The sequence below is a fragment of the Hymenobacter coalescens genome (genome assembly GCF_054783195.1).
Window position 1 is genome coordinate 306,138 of the sequence record NZ_BAAGRA010000007.1, and the last position, 20,914, is coordinate 327,051.

The window sequence follows — 20,914 nt, forward strand, 5'->3', positions numbered from 1 at the left end:
CAGCGCGGTTTTGGTTGCAGGCCGCTTCAATAGGCTATTTCAGAATGGTACGGGCAATAACCAGTTTTTGAATCTCCGAAGTGCCTTCGCCGATGGTGCAGAGCTTGGAGTCGCGGTAGAATTTCTCGGCCGGGTAGTCTTTGGTGTAGCCGTAGCCACCAAAGATCTGCACCGCCTCGTTGGCCGTGCGCACGCACACCTCGGAAGCGTATAGCTTGGCCATGGCCGATTCGCGGTTGATGCTCAGGCCCTGATCTTTCATGTCCGCGGCGCGGTACGTGAGCAGCGAGGCCGCCTCGATTTCGGTAGCCATGTCGGCCAGCTTGAAGCTGATGCCCTGGAAGTTGCTGATGGGCTGGTTGAACTGCTGGCGCTCCTTGGAGTACTGCAGCGCCGCTTCGAACGCGCCCTGCGCAATGCCCAGGCTAAGCGCCGCAATGCTGATGCGGCCGCCATCGAGCACCTTGAGCGCCTGCACAAACCCGTCGCCCACCTTGCCGATGACGTTTTCCACGGGCACGCGGCAGTCGGTGAAGATCAGTTCCGTGGTTTCGGAGGCGCGCATGCCCAGCTTGTCTTCTTTGCGGCCGGCCGCGAAGCCCGGCGTGCCGCGCTCGATGATGAAGGCCGTCATGCCGTGCGAGTCGCCTACTTCGCCGGTGCGGGCAATAACCACGGCCACGTTGCCGCTCTTGCCGTGGGTGATGAAATTTTTGGCACCGTTCAGCACGTAATGGTCGCCGTCGAGCACGGCGGTGGTGCGCATGTTGCCCGCGTCGGAGCCGGTATTGGGCTCGGTGAGGCCCCAGGCCCCGATCCACTCGCCGGAGGCCAGCTTGGGCAGGTACTTGCGCTTCTGCTCCTCCGAGGCGTGCTGCAGGATATGGCCGGTGCAGAGGGAGTTGTGCGCCGCCATGGAGAGGCCAATGCTCGGGTCGATTTTCGACAGTTCGGCAATGGCCGTCACGTATTCGGTGTAGCCAAAGCCTGCGCCGCCGTACTCGGCGGGCACCAGCACGCCCATCAGGCCCAGTTCGCCGAGCTTGTGGAACACCTCTACCGGAAATTCCTGGGTGTCGTCCCACTCGCGCATATTGGGTTTGATGTGCGCCGCACCGAAGTCGCGCACCATCTGGGCAATCATCGTCTGGTTTTCAGTGGCTACCAGTTCCATGGCAGTAAAGGGGTTGGTGGGAATGATGGGAGAAGCAGAACCCAGGAAAACAAACGCTCGTTTGGGTGGGGCCAAGGTACGCATTTTGACGGGTCGCCGCCAGCGTCTGCCGGGGCAGAATTTTGATGGGGGCTGGTAATTCGGTTTCTTTGAAGGTTTTTTAGAATAACCACCCCAGCCAGTGGCAACAACGCTTGCACCTGCGCTGGTTTCTTTTCGCTTCTACCTGCCTGCATGCGCTGTTTGAATTTGGGCCGTGAGTGGCTTCGCCATCTGTGGTTGCTTGCCCCGCTGGCCTTGTGCCTCTCGTCGTGCGCGACGTATCGTCAAAACATCATGTTCCGCATGCCCGAGGGCGCCGATACGCTAAAGCTGCGCCGGGCGGTAAACCGGGCCGAGCAGCAGTACCGCATTCGTCCGAACGATTACCTGGAGGTGCGGGTGTACACCAACAAAGGCGAGCGGATTCTGGATCCGAACGGGGAGCTGTCTTTTGGCAACCCCAGCGGCATGGGGCTGGGCCAGGGCACGACCAGCTACGGCCGGGCCGGGCAGGCCATCAGCGGCCAAACCGCTACAACCGTTACCCAGTCCTTGAACACCACCAATGAATTTTTGGTACAGTCTGACGGTCAGGTGAAACTGCCGATGGTCGACTTGGTGTTGCTGGGGGGATTGACCCTCTACGAAGCCGATAGCTTGCTGCAGATTCGCTACACCAAGTTCTACAAAGACGTGTACGTGTCGACGCGCGTGACCAACAACCGGGTTGTTGTGCTCGGCAGCGTGGGCGGGCGCATTGTGCCGCTTTACAACGAGAACATGAACCTGCTGGAAGTGCTGGCGGCCGTGGGCGGCATTGGAGGCGGCGGCGGCGCGGGCGGGGGCGGGGGGGCCAGCGGCGTAGGCCGGGCCACCAACATCCGCCTGATCCGCGGCGACCTGAAAAACCCGCAGGTGGAGGTCATCAACCTCTCCACGATTGAGGGCATGCGCCGGGCCAACCTGCAAATGGAGCCCAACGACATCATTTACATCGAGCCGGTGCGGCAGCCCTTCGTAGAAGGCTTCCGCGACTATGGCCCGATTGTGACGACGGTGCTTTCGCTCGTCACGACCACGATTCTGGTCATCACCACCATCCAACGTTAATAAAGAAGGAGTGCTGATCAGTCGCCGGCTCTGCTGGCCCAGCTGATCGGATTTCTGCGCCTGCTATGGCTGTAAACGAAAACGCGGAGCTGGAACAACTGATTCGCAACGCTACCAGCGGCGGTACCCCCGCCGCGGCCGCCCCAACGGCCGAGCCGGAGGAAGACTCCGTCGGCGGGGGGCTGGACATGCCGCTGCTGCTGTCCGTCACGCGGCGCAGCGTGCCGTGGATGGTGCTGCTGGTGCTGCTGGGCCTGGCCGCCAGCTGGACGTACCTGCGCTACACCAAGCCCGTTTACCAGTCCAACTCCACCATCAAGATTGATGAAAAAACCCAGGCGGGGGTGCTCAACCTGCCCGGGGTCGGCTCGGCCGACCCGCGCCAGGCGGGCAGCCGGCTGTCGGGCGAGGTTGAACTGATCAAATCGGACCTGATCTACACGCATTTGCGCGATTCGCTGCCGCTCGACGTGAACTATTACGCCGAGGGTACCGTGCTCGAAACCGAACTCTATGGCAGTTCCCCCTTCGAGGTAACGTACACGGTGCGCCAGCCGGTGCAGTACAACCAGAAGTTCAACGTGCTGGTGCTGGACGCGCAGCGCTTCCGTCTCACGTACACGCTGGGCCAGCAGGAAGTGGAGGGCGAGTACCGCTTCGGGCAACCGATTGCCACGCCGGGCTTTACGCTGCAACTCACCCCGACTGCACGCTTCGGGCCGCAGACACCGGAATCGGCTTACTACTTCACCATCAACGACCCCGGAACCATCAATAGTTACCTGGGGGCCAACCTGGCCGTCAGCATCATCAACCCGGAGGCCAGCACCATCGGTATTTCTTTTACCGACCACAACCCGATCAAGGCCCGCGACATCGTCAACAAGATTGACTCAGTGTATTTGCAGGTGAAGCTGGCTCGCAACAACCAAGCGACGCAGCAGACCCTGGCTTTCCTGGAAGGGCAGCTGCTCGACAACAGGGACAAGCTTTCCAGCGCCGAGGAAGCGCTGCAGAACTTCGTGAAGCGGAGCAAAACCTACGATGCCAAGGCCGACCTTTCGGCCCTGACCACCAGGCTCGACGACTTGCAGAAGGAACGGGAGCTGCTGCTGCGCCGTGCTTCGGTGCTGGCGGAAGTAACGCGGCTGGTAGAACAGGATCAACTAACCAGCAGCGACGACGAAACCGTGGAGCAGAGCATCCCGAGTTTGGCCAACCTGCAGGACGCGCAGCTAACCCAGCAGATCAGTCTGCTCAACGACCAGCAGCGCGAGATGCGCAAGGTGCTGCAGTCGTACCAAGCGGGGGCCACCACGGCCATTCGCATCCGTGAAGAGCAGCTGAAGCGCACCAAGAGCAACATCCAGAAGCTGCTGCGCCAGAACCTGCAACTGGTGCAGAAGGAAATCAACGACTTGGACCGCCGCAGCAACGAGTTTAACGCGGAGCTGCAGGCCCTGCCGCAGAAGGAAACCGAGCTGGCCCGTCTGCGCCGGCCGCTGGAGCTCTACGAGAAGAGCTACCTGATGCTGATGGACAAGAAAGTGGAATTCGCCATTCAGAAGGCGGGAACCACGGCCGACTTCCAGATTCTGTCGCCGGCCAGCCTGCCGAGCGCCCCGATTTACCCGGTCAAGCTGATGGTGTACGCTATCGGACTGGCCGTGGGCGCAGTGCTGGGCTTGGGCTTGGTGGCGGGCCGCTATTTCCTGCACAACACCGTAACCAACATCCGGGAACTGGAGCGCAACACCGCCGCCCCGGTACTGGGCGTGGTGCCCTCTTACGACAAGGAAAAGCTGGCTGTGTCGAAGCTGATTGTGGACAAGAACCCCAAGTCGGCTATTTCCGAAGCTATTCGCTCCATCCGCACCAACCTGGAGTTCGTGGCCAACTCCAAGCAGAAGCGCCTGATTTCGATTACGTCCACGATTTCCGGTGAAGGCAAAACCTTCGTGGCGGTTAACCTGGGCGGTATTATTGCCCTCTCGGAACAGCGCGTGGTCATCATCGACCTGGACATGCGCAAGCCGAAGGTGAACCTGGCATTCGACGCGGAAAACACGAAGGGCGTCAGCACCATCCTGATTGACCGGCACTCGGTGCAGGAGTGCATCCAGCACACCAACATTCCGACGCTGGACTTTATTTCGGCCGGCCCTACGCCGCCCAATCCCTCGGAGCTGATCCTGCACCCGCAGTTTGATCTGATGCTGGAGGAGCTCAAGCGCCACTACGACGTTATCATTATCGATACGCCCCCGGTGGGCTTGGTAACCGATGGGGTACTGATCATGCGCAAGGTGGACGTGCCGATTTACATTGTGCGGGCTGGTTACTCGAAGAAAACCTTCCTGAAAAACGTGAACAAGCTGGTGCGCAGCGGGGGCTTCAGCAAGCTCACCACCATCCTGAACGACGCGCAGGCCGGCGGCATGTACGGCTACGGCTACGGGTATGGCTACGGGTATGGCTACGGCTACGGGTATGGCACCGGCTACGGCTATTACGAAGATACCAAGGCTCCCACGGGGCTATTGGCCCGCCTGCGCCGCCGCTTTTCGTAAGTTGGCGCTGCCATGGCCTCTTTCTTCCAAAAGCTTTTCGGCCGCTCGGCAGCCGTAGCATCGGTTTCCTTCGCCGCCCTCGGTGCCGACATGCACTCTCACATTCTGCCGGGCCTCGACGACGGGGCCGAGACGTTGGAGCAGTCGGTGGAGCTGCTGCGCCTCATGCAGGGGCTGGGCTACCGCAAGCTAGTGATGACGCCCCACATCATGGGCGACTTTTACCGCAACACGCCCGAAGGCGTGCGCGGGGCGCTGGCCCAGGTGCAGCAGGCGGCCACGGCGGCCGGCCTCACGCTGGAGCTGAGCTGCGCCGCCGAGTATTACCTCGACGAGTTTCTCGTGCGGCGCCTGGAAACCGGGGAAGAGCTGCTCTCGTTTGGGGGCGAACAGCGCTACGTGCTCTTCGAGACCTCCTACATCAACGAGCCGTTTAACCTGCAGGAGGTGGTGTTCGGGCTCCGCTCGGCGGGTTATCAGCCGGTGCTGGCGCACCCGGAACGCTACACCTACCTCTACGGCCGCTTTCAGGAACTGGAAAAGATTCGGGAAAACGGCGCCCTGCTGCAGCTCAACCTGAATTCGTTGGTGGGCTACTATTCCAGCGGCGCCAAGCGCGTGGCCGAAAAGCTCATCGACGGCGGCTTGGTTGATTTTGTCGGTTCAGATACGCACAACCTGCGCCACCTGAGTGCTTTGGAGCGGGTGCTGCAGAGTGAATATTTGTCTAAGCTGCTGCGCCTGCCGCTGCGCAATGCAGAGCTTTGAATTGTTAAACGGTTAAACGGTTAAACGGCCGGTCGTTCGCAGACTTGAACGACCAGCCGTTTAACCGTTTAATAATTCAGCCACTACCCACCATGATCTTCGTTACCGGCGGCAGCGGCCTGATAGGCTCTTACCTGATTCCGGCGCTGCAGGCGCGGGGCCTGGGCGTGCGGGCGCTGTACCGCCAGCAGGTGCCGGCGCAGGTGCCCGGGGCCGGCAAGGTGGAGTGGGTGGAAGGCGACCTGCGCGACTCCGGCGTGCTGCGCGATGCGCTGGCCGGCGTAACACACGTGTTTCACTGCGCCGGGCTCGTCTCTTACGCCCCGCAGGATGCTGAACTGCTGCGTCAAGTAAACGTGGAAGGTACCGCCGCCGTGGTGGACGCTTGCCTGGCCCGACCGGGCATCCGCCTTTGCTACGTGTCCTCGGTGGCGGCACTGGGCGGGCTGCCCGAAACCGCTACCGGACCCGAACTGGATGAAAAAGCCAAATGGGACCTGGGCGCCGCCCACGGCCACTACGCCACCAGTAAATACCTGGGCGAAACGGAAGTATGGCGCGGGGTGGCCGAGGGCCTGTCGGCCGTCATCGTGAATCCCGCCGTGGTGCTGGGCGACACGGACTGGTCCCGCAGCAGCACGCGGTTATTTCGCTACGCCCACCAACAGCATTCGTTTTACACACCCGGAAGCGTTAATTTTGTAGATGTGCGCGACGTGGTGGAGGCCATGCTGCGGCTGACATTGGACCTTGACGTGACGGGCGAGCGGTACATCCTGAGTGCTGCTGCCCTGCCGCTCGGGGAGTTTTTCCGCCAAGCCGCCGCTTGCTTCGGCAAAAAGCCCCCCACGGTGAAAGTACCCGACTGGGCGGCCGAAGTCATCTGGCGGCTGGAGCACCTGCGCAGCCTCACCACGGGGTCCCGGCCGCTCATCACCAAAGACACCGCGCGGGCCGGGCGCAAGCCGGTGGTGTACCAATCCGGGAAGGTACAGCGGGCAACCGGCCTGCGGTTCCGGCCGGTAGAAGAGACCATCCGCTGGGCCTGTGCCGGACTGCAAGCCGCGTCGAACTCGCAGCCGGCGGGCGGGGTTGTACTACCCTAGGGCCCGTCCGGCCGAAACCGGCGGCCGTAAAGAGGAGGGAGGCGCCAGCCGCGTTGGCCGGCGCGTCCGTTGCTGATTAGAATGAGAATGAACGAACAATCTGAGGAGCGGGATGAGGTGTTGGCCACGGTGCGCCGCTTTGAGCGCATGCTGGCCAATGGTGAACCGATGTTTTTTGATCTGGCGGATTTTGAGAGCATCATCGACCACTACACCCAAGCTGCCCAATTTGATAAAGCGCTACAAGCTTGCGAAGCCGCGGTGGCTCAGTACCCGTTTTCCACGGAGCTGCTGATCGACCGCGCCCAGGTGCTGGCCATGCGCGGCCAGTACCAGGAAGCCCTGCACCAGATCGACGAAGTGGCCAGCCGCGACCCGGACAACGCCGATGTGGCCGTTACGCGCGGCATCATTGCCACCCAGCAAGGCGACTTTCCGGCGGCCGTGGCCTATTTCCAGCAGGGCGCTGAGCGCGCCCCTGACCGCGACGATATTTACTTCAACCTCGGCCTGGCGTATCAGCAGTGGCAGAAGTTCAAGAGCGCGGCGCGCAACTACAAGCAAAGCCTGAAGCTGAACCCCGACAACGACGCGGCCGTGCAGGAGCTGCTGTACTGCCTGGAGGTGTCGGGCCGGCTGGAAAGCAACCTGGAGTTCTTCCGCCGCTTCACCGACGAGGATCCGTACTCGGCCCTGGCCTGGTACAACCTCGGGCAGGCGTATTACAAAGCGGCTCAGTACGGCAACGCCGCGCAGGCCTTCGACTACGCCACTGTCATCGACCCCAAGTTTTACGAAGCGCACGCCTTCCTGGCCAGCTGCTTCGTGAGCATGGAGGAGTACCAGCGCGCCATCGAGGAGTTTCAGCTCAGCTATGAGGAGGGCCAGCCTACGGCGGAAGCGTATTGCAACATCGGCGAGTGCTACGAGAAGCTGCGCCAGTGGGACCAGTCGCGCCGCCACTACCAGAAAGCGCTGGACATCGACCCGGAGATGGACGAGGCCTGGTTTGGCATCGGGGTGATTCTGGACGCGCAGGAGCATTGGTTTCAGGCGCTGCACTACTACCGCAAGGCCGTGAGCCTCTACGCCGACAGCGGCGAGTACTGGGTGGCCCTGGCCGGCGCCGAATACCAAGTGGGCAACGTGGTCAGCGCCTTGGAAGCCTACGAGAAGGCCACCGAGGTGCAGCCCGACATGCCCGAGGGCTGGATCAACTGGAGCGCCATCCTCTACGAGCAGGGCAACTACGACGGGGCCATCGACCTGATGAAGACCGCCACCGAGCTGCTGCCCGAAGACGCCGAGCTGCTTTACCGCCTCTGCGCCTACCAGTTGGCCGCCGGCCGCTACCGGCAGGCGTACGACGTACTCGAAAATGCCCTACTTTTGGACTTCGACAAGCACCGCCTGCTCTTCGAGTTCTTTCCGGAGCTGGAGCAGCAGCGCGCCCTCACCCGCTTGATTGAGCAATACCGGAAGTAAATGGCTGATTGGCTGCATTGTTAAATGGCTAACCACAGGAGTGGCTGTCTGGGCTTCGGCGCCAGATGGCCACTCTTTTTTTGCCGTTGCCAGAACGACCAGCCTGTTGGCCATTGCGCCATTTGACCACCCACACAAGATGAACTACACCCTTTCGCAAATCCCGGAGCGCACCCAGAAACCGCGCGAGCAAGGCTTCACCATGGTCATGGACAAGGGCCTGAGCGTGCGCGAAGTCGAAGATTTCCTGGAAAACGGCGCCGAATACACGGATATCGTCAAGCTGGGCTGGGCCACGTCCTACGTGACCACCTCGCTGCAGCGCAAGCTCGACGCCTACAAGGCCGCCGGTATTCCGGTGTACTTCGGCGGCACCCTGTTCGAAGCCTTCATCATCCGCGGGCAGTTCGACGACTACCGCCGCCTGCTCGACCAGTACAGCATGGAGTACGCCGAGGTATCGGACGGCTCCATTGAGCTGGACCACGAGCGGAAGCTGGACTTTATCCGCGAACTGTCGAAGGACGTGAAGGTGCTGTCGGAAGTGGGCTCCAAGGACGCGGAGAAGATCATCCCGCCCTACAAGTGGATTCAGCAGATGCGCACCGAGCTCGAAGCCGGCGCCATCAAGGTTATCGGCGAAGCCCGCGAGGCCGGCAACGTGGGTTTGTTCCGCTCGACGGGCGAGGTTCGTTCGGGCCTGGTAGAGGAAATCCTGACGCAGATTCCCTTCGAGAAGATTCTCTGGGAAGCTCCGCAGAAAGCCCAGCAGGTGTGGTTCATCAAGCTGCTCGGCGCCAACGTGAACCTGGGCAACATCGCCCCGAATGAAGTCATTTCGCTGGAAACCATCCGCCTCGGCCTGCGCGGCGACACGTTCTCCCACTTCCTCGACATGGACGGCGTCGACCCCATGTTCAAGCCCGTGGAAAAGCCCGGCGCCAAGCCCGGCACTTCCATGCCGCGCGGGTAAAGCCAGCTTCGGAGGTGGCCGGAACTTGGACGTACCCCGGTCCCATTCGGCACAACCAACTCCGCTCCGGCCCGCAGAAAGGCCACGGTTTCCCGACGGGAGGCCGTGGCTTTTTTGCGGGCCGGGCGCCAGCATTTCAGCGCTGGCCACAACTTCCAGGCGGGGTAGGTGCGTATAGCGGCGAGCAGGAGGCGGATGGTTCCGAGCCGCTGGTTGGCCCTCCGATGCGTCCGCCCGTCACCCCAACCCCCATTGCTCATTCCTATGCGTCGCCATTATCCCACCTATCCGCCGGCCCGCGGCAATGTGCTGCTGCTGAGTTGTATGGACCTGCGTCTGCTCGACGACATCGGGCGCTTCATGGACCACGACAACCTCACCAACCGCTACGACCAGTTCATCCTGGCCGGGGCGGCCTTGGGCGCCATGCACAAAGAGCAGTGGTCTGTTGCCCTGTTTGAACACCTGGAAGTGGCCTGCCAGCTGCATAAGGTGCGCGACGTGTACATCCTGGAACACCGTAACTGCGGGGCGTACCGCGAATTTTTGGGCGAAGAAGGCACGTTCGGCGACTCAGACCAAGCGTACGATTCGGAGCGTGTTCTGCACAACCGCTACGCCCAACAACTGGCCGACAAGATTCGGGCTTGGAGCGCCGGACGGCCCGACTGCCCGCTGCAGGTGCGCTGCTTCCTCATGGACCTGCGCGGCAACGTGGAGCTGCTGGAAGCTAACAGCTAACCGAGCGGCGGCCCAAACCGGCTACCTTGCGCGGCCAGTCGCCTTGCCCGTATGCTACACTTCCAATTGACCCCGTTTGCTGAATTGCGCACTCCCCGCCTCGTGTTGCGCCGCATTACGCCCGCCGATTCGCCCACCATCCTTTTTCTGCGCTCCGACCCGGCGGTGATGCGCTACCTTGACCGGGAACCCGACGCTTCGCTGGCCGAGGCGGAAGCCGTCGTTCGGCGCATGGACGAGGCGCTGGTGAAAAACGAGGGCATCGTGTGGGGCCTCGCCCGACTGGGCGAGGAGGAGCGGCTGCTGGGGACCTGCGGACTATGGCGCCTGATACCGGAGCACCACCGCGCCGAAGTGGGCTACACGCTGCACCCCGACGGCTGGGGGCAGGGCCTGATGGGCGAGGCCCTGGCCACGGTATGCCGGTACGCTTTTGAGGTGATGGGTCTGCACAGCATCGAAGCCAACGTAAATCCTCAGAATGCGGCTTCCATCCGGCTGCTGGAACGGCAGGGCTTTGTGCGCGAGGCCTACCACCGCGAGAACTATTACTTCCGCGGGCAGTTTTTAGACTCGGCCATTTACTCGCTGCTGACGCCCCAGGCGTAGGACTTAGGAACCATGAATCTCAAACGTATAATCAGCGCTGTGGGGGCGAGCCGCTTGCTCCTGTGGGTAGGCACTACTTGCGGCTTGCTCGCTTTCCGCGCCGACGACCCGCGTGACCCGGGCCGCGTGGAGCATTTGGCCGATTTTCCCTCGCAGTTTGTCCAGCCCCGCCACGTGGATGTGTGGTTGCCTGCTGATTACCCACGTCCCGGCCGCCGCTACGCCGTGCTGTACATGCATGACGGGCAGAACCTGTTTCACCCGGCCAGCAGCTACGGCGGAGTGGCCTGGGAGGTCGACAGTACCTTGGCCCGGCTGCAGCAGCGCGGCGAAGTACGTCCCGACGTCATCGTGGTGGGCGTGTGGAACACCGGACGCCGCTTCGCCGAGTACTGCCCCGCCAAGCCCTTTCGGCTGATGAGTACCGCCCGCCAGGCGCAACTGGCGCAGGAACGCCTGCTGGCCGGCCCGCCGCTGTCCGACGAATACCTGCGCTTTCTGGTGCAGGAGCTAAAGCCCTATATCGACGGGCATTACCAGACCGATAAACGGCGGCAAAGCACGTTTATCGGCGGCAGCAGCATGGGTGGCCTGATTTCGCTGTACGCCGCCGTGGAGTACCCGCACGTATTTGGCCGGGCGGCGTGCCTTTCCACCCACTGGCCGCTGAGCCTGCAAAACAACACTGCGGACTTTACCTCCGCTTGCCTGCGCTACTTGGATCAGCACCTGCCTAACAAGGGCCGTCGGCCGGGCCTCTATTTCGACTTTGGCACCACTACCCTGGATGCCCGCTACGAGCCGCACCAGCGGCGCGTCGACAGCCTGCTGCGCGCCAAAGGCTACACCGAACGCAACTGGCGCACGCGCAAGTACGAGGGCGCAGCCCACAACGAAGCCGCTTGGAAAAAGCGTTTCGACGTGCCCGCGCGCTTTTTACTCGGTTCGTTCCAAGGCCGATAGGCCAGCGCGGGCAACCCTACGGCCGCCCGACTGGTATGAGGGCAAACACACCGCTTGCCGCCCGCCTTATGAAAACGTTGCCGCTTTACCTACCAGTCGCTGCGCTGCTGCTGGCGGCCTGCAATCAAAACGCCAAACCCACCAACGCCGAGGCCGGCGCGGCCAACGCGGCCACCGCTGCCGATACGGCCGCCACTGCGCAGACGCTGGCGCTGCCCCCGCCCAATGCCACGAAATCCGCTACCAAGCGCGTGGACATCATCGACTGGCCGGCCGGCAAAACCCCGACGGCCCCGGCCGGCTTCTCCGTCACCAAGTACGCCGATGGTTTCGAGAGCCCGCGCTGGCTGTACATCGCACCCAACGGCGACGTGCTGGTGGCCGAGGCCAGCACCATTCCGACCACAACCAAGAAAAAGATAGCCGCCGAGCTGAACCTGGATAAGTCCCGGTCCTTGCGCGAGAACAGCGCCAACCGCATCACCCTGCTGCGCGACGCGGACCAAGACGGGCGGCCGGAACTGCGCGAGACGTTCCTGGCGACGGGCCTGAGCCAGCCCTTCGGCATGCTCGTGCTCGATGGCTACTTCTACGTGGCCAATACCGACGGCGTGCTGCGATTCCCTTACAAAGCCGGCCAAACCAAAATCACCAGCCCGGGCCAGAAAATCATGACGCTGCCCAAGGGCGGCTACAACAACCACTGGACGCGCAACCTGCTGGCCGCGCCCAACGGCCAGAAAATCTACGTGTCGGTGGGCTCGGCCTCCAACGTGATGGAGCACGGAGCGGAAGAAGAAACGCGCCGGGCCAACATCCTGCAGATCAACCCCGACGGCTCGGGCGAGAAAATATACGCCGCCGGCCTGCGCAACCCCGTGGGCATGGCCTGGAACCCGGCCACGAAAACGCTGTGGACGGCCGTGAACGAGCGCGACGAACTGGGCGACGACCTAGTGCCCGATTACCTGACCAGCGTGCGCGAGGGCGGCTTCTACGGCTGGCCCTACGCATATTTCGGTCCGAACGAGGACCCGCGCCGCCAAGGCGAGCAGCCGGCGCTGGTGCAGAAAACCCTGGTGCCCGAAGTGCCGCTGGGCGCCCACACGGCTTCGCTGGGGCTGGCCTTCTACGACGCCGCGGCCTTTCCCACCAAGTACCGCGGCGGCGCCTTCATCGGGCAGCACGGCTCCTGGAACCGCTCGGCCTACTCGGGCTACAAAGTGGTGTTTGTGCCCTTCCAAAACGGCAAGCCCAGCGGCCCGCCCGAAGACTTCCTGACGGGCTTCCTGGCCGGCGGTGACAAAGCCTACGGCCGCCCGGTGGGCACCTTCGTGGCCCCCGATGGCGCCATGCTAGTGACCGACGATGCGGCCAACACTATCTGGCGGGTAGCCGCCAGCAAAAACGGCGGCACAGCGGCTGGCAGTCGGTAGGCCATTGAGTAGCCGGCCGCCTTCCTGAGCGCCGCGAAGGGCGCTGATGCCCCGTACGGACTCCTTATTTCGGTGGTGGCTGCGCTTCGCGGTGGGGACAAGAAGCTGTGCTGTGCTCAGGACGACGGACAATCTTCACTACTGTTGACTGGCGCGCGTCTACTTCACCCTACCTTGCGGCTCGTTCTTTACCATCCGCAATTGCCGTAGTAAGGTTTTGGGCCCGCCACGGGCCCGGACGAAGAAGGAACCGTGTGCAAATCACGGGCTGTCGCGCAACTGTAAGTAACTACCCGGGCGGCCCTGCTGCACGCCATTGCTTCCGCGTGCGGAAGCGAGAAGGCCGGCCGCCCCGTTACGAGCCAGGAGACTTGCCTTACCACGACGTGACGCGCGCTTTCGCGACTTGAAGCTGCCGTTGGGTCAATTGGGAACTACCCGTAACTGGCGTCTGCATGGGGCCGGGCGTCGGAGGAAGCCCCGTTATGGCCCGAGGAGGAGCGGCAAGCAGCGCGCGGCCGGTGCCAGCGCGGGCTAACCTTCCTTTTTCTTTGCCATGACAGACCTGGCCCAACGCATTACCCAAGCCGAAACGCGCCTCTTCAAAGCCGTTTTCCCCAACACCACAAACCACTACGACACGCTGTTTGGCGGCACGGCCATGCAGATGATGGACGAAGTGGCGTTTATCGCCGCCACGCGCTTCAGCCGCAAGCGCATGGTCACCGTCTCGTCCGACCGCATCAACTTCCGCATTCCCATCCCGGCCGGCACCATCGTGGAATTGGTAGGGCGCATCTCGCGCATCGGCACCAAAAGCCTGGACGTGACGGTGGACATCCACATCGAGGAAATGTATTCCGAGCTGCGCCAGGATGCCGTATCGGGCACCTTTACCTTCGTGGCCATCGACGAGGATAAGGTGCCGATCAGCGTACTGTAGCACTGCTGGCCGGCTCCAGGCATTTCGGCTTGGGGGTGAGTTTGGCCCGCACGGCTGGGCCTTTGCCGCTTACGGGTTAGCTTTGTAAGCTAATCTCACGCCCGCATGGAAATCATCAAGGACTTCATTGACATTGTTCTGCACCTCGATAAGCACCTGACCGAGTTGGTGCAGCAGTACGACACCTGGACGTACGCCATTCTGTTCCTGATCATCTTCGTAGAAACGGGCGTGGTGGTGCTGCCCTTCCTGCCCGGCGACTCGCTGCTGTTCGCCGCCGGCTCGCTGGCCGCCCTCGACGGCAGCCCCCTGAACGTGGGCGTGCTGATGCTGCTGCTCATCGTGGCGGCCGTGCTCGGCGACGCGCTCAACTACCACATCGGCGACTACATCGGGCCGCGGGTGTTCCGGCGCGATTACCGCTTCCTCAAGCGGGAGCACCTGATCCGCACCCAGGAATTCTACGAGAAGCACGGCGCCAAAACCATCATCATCGCCCGCTTTATCCCGATCATCCGCACCTTCGCGCCCTTCATCGCTGGCGTGGGCACCATGAGCTACACCCGCTTCCTCTCCTACAACGTCGTAGGAGCCGTGCTGTGGGTGGTGCTGCTCACGGGGGCCGGCTACTTCCTGGGCGGCATTTCCATCATCCAAAAGAACTTCGGCCTGTTCACGCTGCTCATCATTGCCGTGTCGGTGCTGCCGGTTGTTTTCGAGTTTATCAAGCAGCGCCGCAGCCCGGTAGCCCGCTAACTGGATTTGGACAATAGAAAGTATGAACCCGCCCCGAGCCGCTTTGGCCGGGGCGGTTTTTTTTGCTTTTTCGGGTCCGAAACCAACCCCCAGGGAGTATGAGCCGCGAATTTGGATTGATCGGGCGCACGCTGACGCACTCGTTTTCGCCCACGTACTTCCAGCGGAAGTTCGAGCACCTGGGCCTGGAGGATTGCGTCTACGAAGCCTTTGAGCTGGCCGACATCCGCGAGCTGCCCGCCTTGCTGGCGGCGCATCCGCAGCTGCAGGGCCTGAACGTGACCATTCCCTACAAGGAGCAGATCATCCCGTACCTCGACGAGCTGGCACCTTCCGCCGGCCGGGTGGGCGCCGTCAACACGGTGCAGTTTGGGCCGGAGGGCCGGCTGATCGGGCACAACACGGATTACGTGGGCTTCCGCGAGTCGCTGCGGCGCTTTTACCCGCTGCGCGGCGAGGCGGCCGCGGCCCTGGTGCTGGGTACCGGCGGGGCCGCCAAGGCCGTGGAAGTGGCCTTGCGCGAGCTGGATATCCGCCACTGGGTGGTCTCGCGCGACCCGATGAGCCGCGGCCTGACTTACGCCGACCTCACGCCGCAGTTGCTGACCGAGCATACGCTCATCGTCAATACCACGCCGCTGGGCACCTACCCGCAGGTGGAGGCCTGCCCGCCCATTCCGTACGAGCTGCTCACTGCCCGGCACTACCTTTTCGACTTGGTGTACAACCCCCGCGAAACCGAGTTTCTGCGCCGCGGCCGGGAGCAGGGCGCCCACGCCCAGAATGGCTTCGAGATGCTGTGCCTGCAGGCCGAAGCCGCCTGGACGATCTGGAATCAATGACTTTTTGATTGTCAAATGGCTCGATGGCTAAATGGCTGGTCGTTCAACGATTCGTCCGAACGGCCAGCCATTTAACCATTTGACCATTTAACCATCAACCATTGCCCACGCTTTACTTCTGAAAAATCCAGCGGCAGCCTGGCTGGTACTTCTTATACACCGGGCGGTGCAGGCGGTGCTTTTGGTACCGGCCGCGGGCCGGGCTGGCGGCAAAGACGGCCACAGTCGGGAGCAGCAGGGCTACAACCAGAAACAGCGAAGCGAGGCGGGCGAGCAGGGGAGCTTTCATGAGCGGCGAAGGAAACGTTGCGCTTGGTGTGGTATCCCAGGTGGCGTGGTGGCCCTGGAACACGACAAAGGTGCCGCGCCGCCGCGCCGTCCGTGGCCGTGTTTCGCCCGAATGCTGTTGCCGCTGTGCCGGGGCCGTTGCGGGCTGTCCGAACGGCTGATGGCCGCAGCAGACGCACCGCTGGCTACATGCCCCTTAAAAAGCAGCGGCCGGCGCTTCCGCGAGGAAGCGCCGGCCGGCAAGAGGTCATCAGAACAGAACGTGTGGGCGTTGCGGAGCGATTAGTTGCCGCCCTGGCCGCCGCCACCGTCCCCCGACTTCTGGTCGTCGTTGCGGATGGAGCGGCTGGGGCGCTTGGGCTTGTTCTCCAGCTTGCCGAAGCGGTAGTTGAAGGCCGCGCGCACGCCGCGGTTGTACACGTACGTGGTGTTGCGCGAGTCGGAGCGGCCGTTGTCGAAGTCGTTGTAGAGACGGATGTTGCGCGCGAAGAGGTTGTCGGCGTTCAGGGTCAGGTCGGCCTTGCCCTTCAGCAGGTCCTTGCGCAGCCCGATGGAGTACATCTGCCAGGGCGAGTTGCGGCCTTGCAGCTGGATGCGCGGCGAGTTCAGCATGCCGAAGAACTGCAGGCTGTAGCCCTTGTCGAACTTGTAGCCCGAGTTGATGTTGGCCGAGTACACGACGCCGGAGTTGCGGTTTTTCTGGTTCAGCTGCTTCAGCGCTGCGCTGTACAGGTCCACGTAGAACACGCTCAGGTTGCCGCTCACGTCCCATTTGGGCAGGGGCTTCACCGAGCCGAACAGGTTCAGGCCGTACGTCTGGTTGCGGGCCACGTTGCCGAACGTCGATACCACCCGGCCCTGCTCATCGGTGTTGTACACCCGCTCGATGGCGTTGTTGGTCTGGCGCGAGTACAAGGACACGTTAATCACCGAGGTCTTCACGAAGGTGTTCCAGTTCAGCTCGTAGTTGTCGGTGAACTCGGCGTCCAGTTCCGGGTTGCCCTGCGAGATGTTGCGCGGGTCCGTCTCGTTGCGGTAGGGGTTCAGGAAGAAGATACTCGGGCGCTGGATGCGGCGCGAGTAGCTCAGGCGTACCGAGGAGCCGGGCTGCTTGAGGTTGCGCGTCAGGGCTACGTTGGGCAGCACGTTCGTGAAGTCCAGCGCGAACGGCCGGTCCTGGTTCTGGAAGTTGCCCTCCAGCTCCGTGCGCTCGGCGCGGGCCCCGAGGCGCACGTTGTACTTCTTGCCCAGGCTGGTGGCGTAAGTGGCGTAGCCGGCCAGCACGCGCTGGGTGTAATCGTAGTTGTTGGTCAGCTCCGGAATGAGGAGCAGGCCCTGCTGCCCGGTCAGGTCGCGCAGCACGCTGTACTCGCTCTCCACCTGCCGGTCAATCATCTTCACGCCCACTTCCGCGGTCTGCTTTTCCGACAGCGGGTGCACGTAGTCGGTTTGCAGGGTGGTTTCCAGGTTGCGCGAGAGGTTCGGGCTGAACTCCCGGAACACCGTGTTCAGCTTGTCGTAGTCGTCGAGGCGAAACTGGTCCACCTCGTAGCGGCGGTTGTTGCGGTTGCGGTTGTGCTGGGCCAGCACCGTCCACTCGCGGCGGCTGCCCTGCCCGAAGCTGCGGGTGTAAGTGCCCGTCAAATCGTAGCTCTGGGTGCGGAAGCGCTGCGCGAAGTTACGGGTGTAGTTGCCGGCCAGCGGGTTGCTGGTGTCCAGCACGCCTTCGTCCAGGGTGTACGTGTTGTAGATGTCGGCCTTGTTGCGGTTGCGGAACATGTTGCCGTTCACCGACAGGCTGAAGGTGTGCAGGGGCGAAGGCTCAAATTCCAGCCCGATGCGGCCGTTGCCGCCGCCGCCCTGGGCGCGGCCCTCGTTGCGCTGCATCAGCCGCCCGGTGGTGATGATGCCGTCGTCGCTGCGCACGTTGCGGTCGGTGCGGTCCACCTCCTGCACGCCGGGTGCATAAAAGGCCCACCCGTTGATGGCCGACGATAAGCCGAACTTGCCTTTGCGGGCGTTCAGGCCGAGGTTGCCGTTGGAGTTGCGCGTGCCCACGGCCAGGCCCACGTTGCCGTTGACGCCCTGCAGGTTGTTTTCCTTGAGCACGATGTTGATGATGCCCGCCGAGCCTTCCGCGTCGTACTTGGCCGACGGCGAGGTAATCACCTCCACGTTCTTGATCTGGTCGGCCGGCAGCTGCTTGAGGGCTTCCGCGATGTCGCCGGCCACCACGGCCGAGGGCTTGCCGTTGATGAGCACGCGCACGTTGCCGGAGCCGCGCAGCTGCAGGTTGCCGTCCGGGTCCACCGACACCATCGGGGCCTTGCGCAGCACGTCGGCCGCGGTGCCGCCCTTGTTGGTGTTGTCCTGGGCGGCGTTGTACACGAGGCGGTCGGGCTTGCTTTCCACCACGGGCCGCTCGCCGGTTACCTGCACCTCGCCCAGCTGCTTGGCCTGCGAGGTCAGGGCCACGGTGCCCAAGTCCACGCTCATCTTGCCTTCGGCCAGCGTAATGGGCTGCACCGAGGCGCCGTAGCCGATAAAGCTGATGGAGAGGCGGTACGAGCCGGCAGCCAGGCCTTTCAGCGCGAAGCGGCCTTTGTCGTCGGCCACGGCGCCGTCGATGGGCTGTTCGCCCACGGCCGGCAGCAGGGCCACGGTCGCAAATTCCACCGGCTGCTTGGTGGCCGCGTCGAGCACGGTGCCCGTGATGCGGCCGTTGCCGCGCACGGCCGGGGCGGCCAGAATGGCGGCTTTGGGGCTGGCACCGCCGGGGGCACCCGTAGGGGCACCGCTGGGAGCTACCGGTTTGGCAGCCGGTGCCTGTGCAGCGGCCTGCGTTGCTGCCAGGCTGGAAGAGGCCAGCAGCAGGAGTAAAGCGTTTTTCATAACGATAAGGAGGGGCGGAGGGAGGGTGAAGGCCGCTGGGGCAGCCGGCAACGAAGGGTGGAGCTACAAGGCGTGGGCAAAGCCGAGCGGGTAGCTGTGAAGGGTGGGGGCGCCCGCAGGCGCGGCAGGTCAGGTGCTCAGAAAACGCGGCGCCGGGCAGATGGCCTTACAGCAGCACAAAGGACCGGGTGGAATCAGGCTTAATCAATCACTCGTTCATGTGATAGGCGGCGCCAGGACGCGCCCGGTTACGTACGTGCGACAAGGGTCGTCGCCTACACAGGCTGGGTTGCATTTCCACCAGACAAAATTGTTGCTGAAGGGGCCCGCCGGAAGCGTTTTGGCAGGGCTGCGGCGCCCTCGTGCCGGTAGCGCAGCGCCGCGTAGCCCGCCACCAGCACCCCTACGAACCAGCCCAGCGCCAGCTGTTCGGCCGAGGTGAGCGGCAGCGGCACCTGCAGCGCGTCGCCCACCAGCCGGCCGGCCCGCACCGCCTGCAGCGGCGCGGCGTACGGTACCCAGTCGATGTGTTCCCAGCGGAGCAGAATCAGCGACGTGACGATGCTGCCCATGCCCAGGGCCACGGGCGTCACGAAGCTGCGCGACCAGAGCGCGGCCACGTACTGCACCGCTAGCAGCCCCAGAGTGGCCACGTAGGTGTGCAGCAGCAGGCGGCCGGCGGCGCCCACAGGAACGGCGTGGTCGAGGAAGTGCAGGCCGGGCCGCAGCAGCCCCAACACCCAGCCCGAGGCTATCAGCAGCAGCAAGAACAGCAGCTGGGCCAGCGCATTCAGCCCGAGCACAATCAGCAGCTTGCTGACAAAAGTGCTGAGCCGGCCGATGGGCTGGGCGTACAGGTGCTTCCAGGCGTTGGCGCGGTTTTCCACGCCCAGTACCAGGCTGGTGAGCAGCACCACGAACAAGGGCAGCAGCAGGGCCGCCGGCGTCTGCCAGCTCTTGAGCAGATACACGCCCCACGGGTCCTGTTCCGGCCTGAGCAGCTCGTGGCCTTTGAAGTAATAAATGCAGAAGGCCAGCACCACCGGCAGCACGCCGCTGCCCACGCTCAGCCAGAGGGCGGCGGTATGCTTGAGCTTGAGTACATCGGCCGCGAGGCTGCGGCGCAGCTGCACCAGCGGAGACGGCAAAGCGGAGTAATTCATAGGGCTACAGCTTGTTCGGTGAGGTGCAGGAAGGTTTGCTCCAGGGTGGGCTGCTGCCGGCGCAGGCCGTAGAGCGGCTGCCCGGCGTACACCAGTTGCTGCGCCAGGTACGCCAGCTGCTCGCTCGATTGGAACGGCACGCCCAGCGTGCCGGGCCCGAGCACCGTGGCGTGGCCCAAATCGGCGGGCAGCAGCAGGCGGCAGGTTTCCGCGCTTTCCGTTTCAATGACAATCTGGGTTTGATCGGCCTGCCGGAGCTGCAGCGCCGCCAGGCTGCCCTGAAATAGCAGCTCCCCGTGCTGGATGACGCCCACGTGCGAGGCCACGCGCTCAATCTCCCCGATGAGATGACTCGACAGCAGGATGGTTTTGCCGTGCGCCCGCTGCAGGGCGAGCAGCAGCTCGCGCATCTCGGCAATGCCCTGCGGATCAAGACCGTTGGTGGGCTCGTCGAGGATGAGCAGCTCCGGCTCCGACAGCAGGGCCAGGGCCAGCCCGAGGCGCTGGCGCATGCCCAGCGAATACTGCCGCACCGGCCGGCCGGCGTCGGCGGTCAGCCCCACCACGGCCAGCACCTCGGCGGTGCGGGAGTGGGGCAGCCCGCGCAGGCGGCGCGTCACCTCCAGGTTGTCGCGGCCGCTAAGGTGGTCGTAGAGCGAAGGCATTTCGATCAGGGCCCCGACGCGGCTCAGGGCCGTAAGGCGCTGCCGGCTCAGGTCGTGGCCGAAGAGGCGCACGCTACCAGCCGGCGCGGGCAGCAGGCCCAGCAGCAGGCGCAAGGTGGTGCTCTTGCCCGCCCCGTTCGGCCCCAGAAAGCCGTAGATGCTGCCGGCGGGCACCTGCAGATCAAGGTGGTGGAGCACAGGCCGCCGGCCGAAGTCGAAGGACAGCGCGTGGGTTTCGACGAGAAAGGAAGTCGCCATAGCGGTGCGGGAGTTGGAACGGCAGCAAACCTAGGAATCGGTAAGGCCCGCTATTGGAATATTCCACCAACCACTCGATTTCCGGGACGAAAAGCCGGATTCGGGCTGCCAGTCGCGGGGCACCGGGCAT

Annotated in this window: 18 protein-coding genes and 1 riboswitch; of the genes, 13 read left to right on the forward strand and 5 right to left on the reverse strand. The window is 63.4% G+C overall.

The window, feature by feature from the left end:
* Positions 1-34: 34 nt before the first annotated feature.
* Positions 35-1,174: an acyl-CoA dehydrogenase gene (locus tag ACYVKQ_RS06795; RefSeq protein WP_460576959.1), complete on the reverse strand. Its 1,140-nt coding sequence runs from the start codon at positions 1,172-1,174 to the stop codon at positions 35-37.
* A gap of 336 nt (positions 1,175-1,510) precedes the next feature.
* Between ACYVKQ_RS06795 and ACYVKQ_RS06800 the strand changes: the two genes are divergently transcribed.
* The 13 genes from ACYVKQ_RS06800 to ACYVKQ_RS06860 all read left to right on the forward strand — a co-directional run bounded on the left by ACYVKQ_RS06800 (position 1,511) and on the right by ACYVKQ_RS06860 (position 15,518).
* Positions 1,511-2,326: a polysaccharide biosynthesis/export family protein gene (locus ACYVKQ_RS06800; RefSeq protein ID WP_460576961.1), complete on the forward strand. Its 816-nt coding sequence runs from the start codon at positions 1,511-1,513 to the stop codon at positions 2,324-2,326.
* A 65-nt stretch (positions 2,327-2,391) separates the two neighbouring features.
* On the forward strand, positions 2,392-4,896 hold the full coding sequence (locus ACYVKQ_RS06805) for a P-loop NTPase family protein (RefSeq protein ID WP_460576963.1): 2,505 nt from the start codon (positions 2,392-2,394) through the stop codon (positions 4,894-4,896).
* A 12-nt stretch (positions 4,897-4,908) separates the two neighbouring features.
* Entirely contained in the window at positions 4,909-5,664 is a 756-nt protein-coding gene (locus tag ACYVKQ_RS06810) for a tyrosine-protein phosphatase (protein ID WP_460576965.1), read from the forward strand.
* A gap of 92 nt (positions 5,665-5,756) precedes the next feature.
* Positions 5,757-6,770 carry a Rossmann-fold NAD(P)-binding domain-containing protein gene (locus ACYVKQ_RS06815; protein WP_460576967.1) on the forward strand — a complete coding sequence of 338 codons (1,014 nt, stop codon included), beginning with the start codon at positions 5,757-5,759 and terminating at the stop codon, positions 6,768-6,770.
* A gap of 87 nt (positions 6,771-6,857) precedes the next feature.
* The gene (locus ACYVKQ_RS06820; protein WP_460576969.1) at positions 6,858-8,255 is read left to right on the forward strand and encodes a tetratricopeptide repeat protein; all 1,398 of its coding nucleotides are present in this window, start codon (positions 6,858-6,860) and stop codon (positions 8,253-8,255) included.
* 139 nt (positions 8,256-8,394) lie between these two features.
* Positions 8,395-9,228 carry a phosphosulfolactate synthase gene (locus tag ACYVKQ_RS06825; RefSeq protein WP_460576971.1) on the forward strand — a complete coding sequence of 278 codons (834 nt, stop codon included), beginning with the start codon at positions 8,395-8,397 and terminating at the stop codon, positions 9,226-9,228.
* Positions 9,229-9,492: 264 nt separating this feature from the next.
* Positions 9,493-9,969, forward strand: a complete 477-nt coding sequence (locus tag ACYVKQ_RS06830; RefSeq protein ID WP_460576972.1) for a hypothetical protein — start codon at positions 9,493-9,495, stop codon at positions 9,967-9,969.
* Positions 9,970-10,053: 84 nt separating this feature from the next.
* Entirely contained in the window at positions 10,054-10,578 is a 525-nt protein-coding gene (locus tag ACYVKQ_RS06835; protein WP_460576974.1) for a GNAT family N-acetyltransferase, read from the forward strand.
* Positions 10,579-10,662: 84 nt separating this feature from the next.
* Positions 10,663-11,541: an alpha/beta hydrolase gene (locus ACYVKQ_RS06840; RefSeq protein ID WP_460576976.1), complete on the forward strand. Its 879-nt coding sequence runs from the start codon at positions 10,663-10,665 to the stop codon at positions 11,539-11,541.
* A gap of 68 nt (positions 11,542-11,609) precedes the next feature.
* On the forward strand, positions 11,610-12,977 hold the full coding sequence (locus tag ACYVKQ_RS06845) for a PQQ-dependent sugar dehydrogenase (protein ID WP_460576978.1): 1,368 nt from the start codon (positions 11,610-11,612) through the stop codon (positions 12,975-12,977).
* Positions 12,978-13,172: 195 nt separating this feature from the next.
* A riboswitch (cobalamin riboswitch) is annotated at positions 13,173-13,370 on the forward strand.
* A gap of 163 nt (positions 13,371-13,533) precedes the next feature.
* Positions 13,534-13,920, forward strand: a complete 387-nt coding sequence (locus tag ACYVKQ_RS06850) for an acyl-CoA thioesterase (protein ID WP_460576980.1) — start codon at positions 13,534-13,536, stop codon at positions 13,918-13,920.
* 105 nt (positions 13,921-14,025) lie between these two features.
* On the forward strand, positions 14,026-14,676 hold the full coding sequence (locus tag ACYVKQ_RS06855; RefSeq protein WP_460576982.1) for an SNARE-associated domain-containing protein: 651 nt from the start codon (positions 14,026-14,028) through the stop codon (positions 14,674-14,676).
* 98 nt (positions 14,677-14,774) lie between these two features.
* On the forward strand, positions 14,775-15,518 hold the full coding sequence (locus ACYVKQ_RS06860; RefSeq protein ID WP_460576984.1) for a shikimate dehydrogenase family protein: 744 nt from the start codon (positions 14,775-14,777) through the stop codon (positions 15,516-15,518).
* A 112-nt stretch (positions 15,519-15,630) separates the two neighbouring features.
* Here the strand turns inward: ACYVKQ_RS06860 and ACYVKQ_RS06865 are convergent, their stop codons facing one another.
* From ACYVKQ_RS06865 to ACYVKQ_RS06880, 4 genes are all read right to left on the reverse strand, one after another.
* Entirely contained in the window at positions 15,631-15,807 is a 177-nt protein-coding gene (locus ACYVKQ_RS06865) for a hypothetical protein (RefSeq protein ID WP_460576986.1), read from the reverse strand.
* 281 nt (positions 15,808-16,088) lie between these two features.
* Positions 16,089-18,698 (reverse strand): TonB-dependent receptor, encoded by a 2,610-nt coding sequence (locus tag ACYVKQ_RS06870; protein WP_460576988.1) that lies wholly within the window; start codon positions 18,696-18,698, stop codon positions 16,089-16,091.
* Positions 18,699-18,973: 275 nt separating this feature from the next.
* Positions 18,974-19,861 (reverse strand): ABC transporter permease, encoded by an 888-nt coding sequence (locus ACYVKQ_RS06875; protein WP_460576990.1) that lies wholly within the window; start codon positions 19,859-19,861, stop codon positions 18,974-18,976.
* A complete protein-coding gene (locus ACYVKQ_RS06880) occupies positions 19,858-20,784 on the reverse strand; it encodes an ABC transporter ATP-binding protein (protein ID WP_460576992.1) in 927 nt (308 codons plus the stop codon). The genes ACYVKQ_RS06875 and ACYVKQ_RS06880 overlap by 4 nt, the downstream gene beginning before the upstream one ends.
* Positions 20,785-20,914 lie beyond the last annotated feature (130 nt).

What these genes read in the sequence shown, in the direction of transcription:
- ACYVKQ_RS06795 (WP_460576959.1), bottom strand. Translation starts at nt 1,174, where the DNA reads ATGGAACTGGTAGCCACTGAAAACCAGACGATGATTGCCCAGATGGTG.
- ACYVKQ_RS06800 (WP_460576961.1), top strand. Translation starts at nt 1,511, where the DNA reads ATGTTCCGCATGCCCGAGGGCGCCGATACGCTAAAGCTGCGCCGGGCG.
- ACYVKQ_RS06805 (WP_460576963.1), top strand. Translation starts at nt 2,392, where the DNA reads ATGGCTGTAAACGAAAACGCGGAGCTGGAACAACTGATTCGCAACGCT.
- ACYVKQ_RS06810 (WP_460576965.1), top strand. Translation starts at nt 4,909, where the DNA reads ATGGCCTCTTTCTTCCAAAAGCTTTTCGGCCGCTCGGCAGCCGTAGCA.
- ACYVKQ_RS06815 (WP_460576967.1), top strand. Translation starts at nt 5,757, where the DNA reads ATGATCTTCGTTACCGGCGGCAGCGGCCTGATAGGCTCTTACCTGATT.
- ACYVKQ_RS06820 (WP_460576969.1), top strand. Translation starts at nt 6,858, where the DNA reads ATGAACGAACAATCTGAGGAGCGGGATGAGGTGTTGGCCACGGTGCGC.
- ACYVKQ_RS06825 (WP_460576971.1), top strand. Translation starts at nt 8,395, where the DNA reads ATGAACTACACCCTTTCGCAAATCCCGGAGCGCACCCAGAAACCGCGC.
- ACYVKQ_RS06830 (WP_460576972.1), top strand. Translation starts at nt 9,493, where the DNA reads ATGCGTCGCCATTATCCCACCTATCCGCCGGCCCGCGGCAATGTGCTG.
- ACYVKQ_RS06845 (WP_460576978.1), top strand. Translation starts at nt 11,610, where the DNA reads ATGAAAACGTTGCCGCTTTACCTACCAGTCGCTGCGCTGCTGCTGGCG.
- ACYVKQ_RS06850 (WP_460576980.1), top strand. Translation starts at nt 13,534, where the DNA reads ATGACAGACCTGGCCCAACGCATTACCCAAGCCGAAACGCGCCTCTTC.
- ACYVKQ_RS06855 (WP_460576982.1), top strand. Translation starts at nt 14,026, where the DNA reads ATGGAAATCATCAAGGACTTCATTGACATTGTTCTGCACCTCGATAAG.
- ACYVKQ_RS06860 (WP_460576984.1), top strand. Translation starts at nt 14,775, where the DNA reads ATGAGCCGCGAATTTGGATTGATCGGGCGCACGCTGACGCACTCGTTT.
- ACYVKQ_RS06865 (WP_460576986.1), bottom strand. Translation starts at nt 15,807, where the DNA reads ATGAAAGCTCCCCTGCTCGCCCGCCTCGCTTCGCTGTTTCTGGTTGTA.
- ACYVKQ_RS06870 (WP_460576988.1), bottom strand. Translation starts at nt 18,698, where the DNA reads ATGAAAAACGCTTTACTCCTGCTGCTGGCCTCTTCCAGCCTGGCAGCA.
- ACYVKQ_RS06875 (WP_460576990.1), bottom strand. Translation starts at nt 19,861, where the DNA reads ATGAATTACTCCGCTTTGCCGTCTCCGCTGGTGCAGCTGCGCCGCAGC.
- ACYVKQ_RS06880 (WP_460576992.1), bottom strand. Translation starts at nt 20,784, where the DNA reads ATGGCGACTTCCTTTCTCGTCGAAACCCACGCGCTGTCCTTCGACTTC.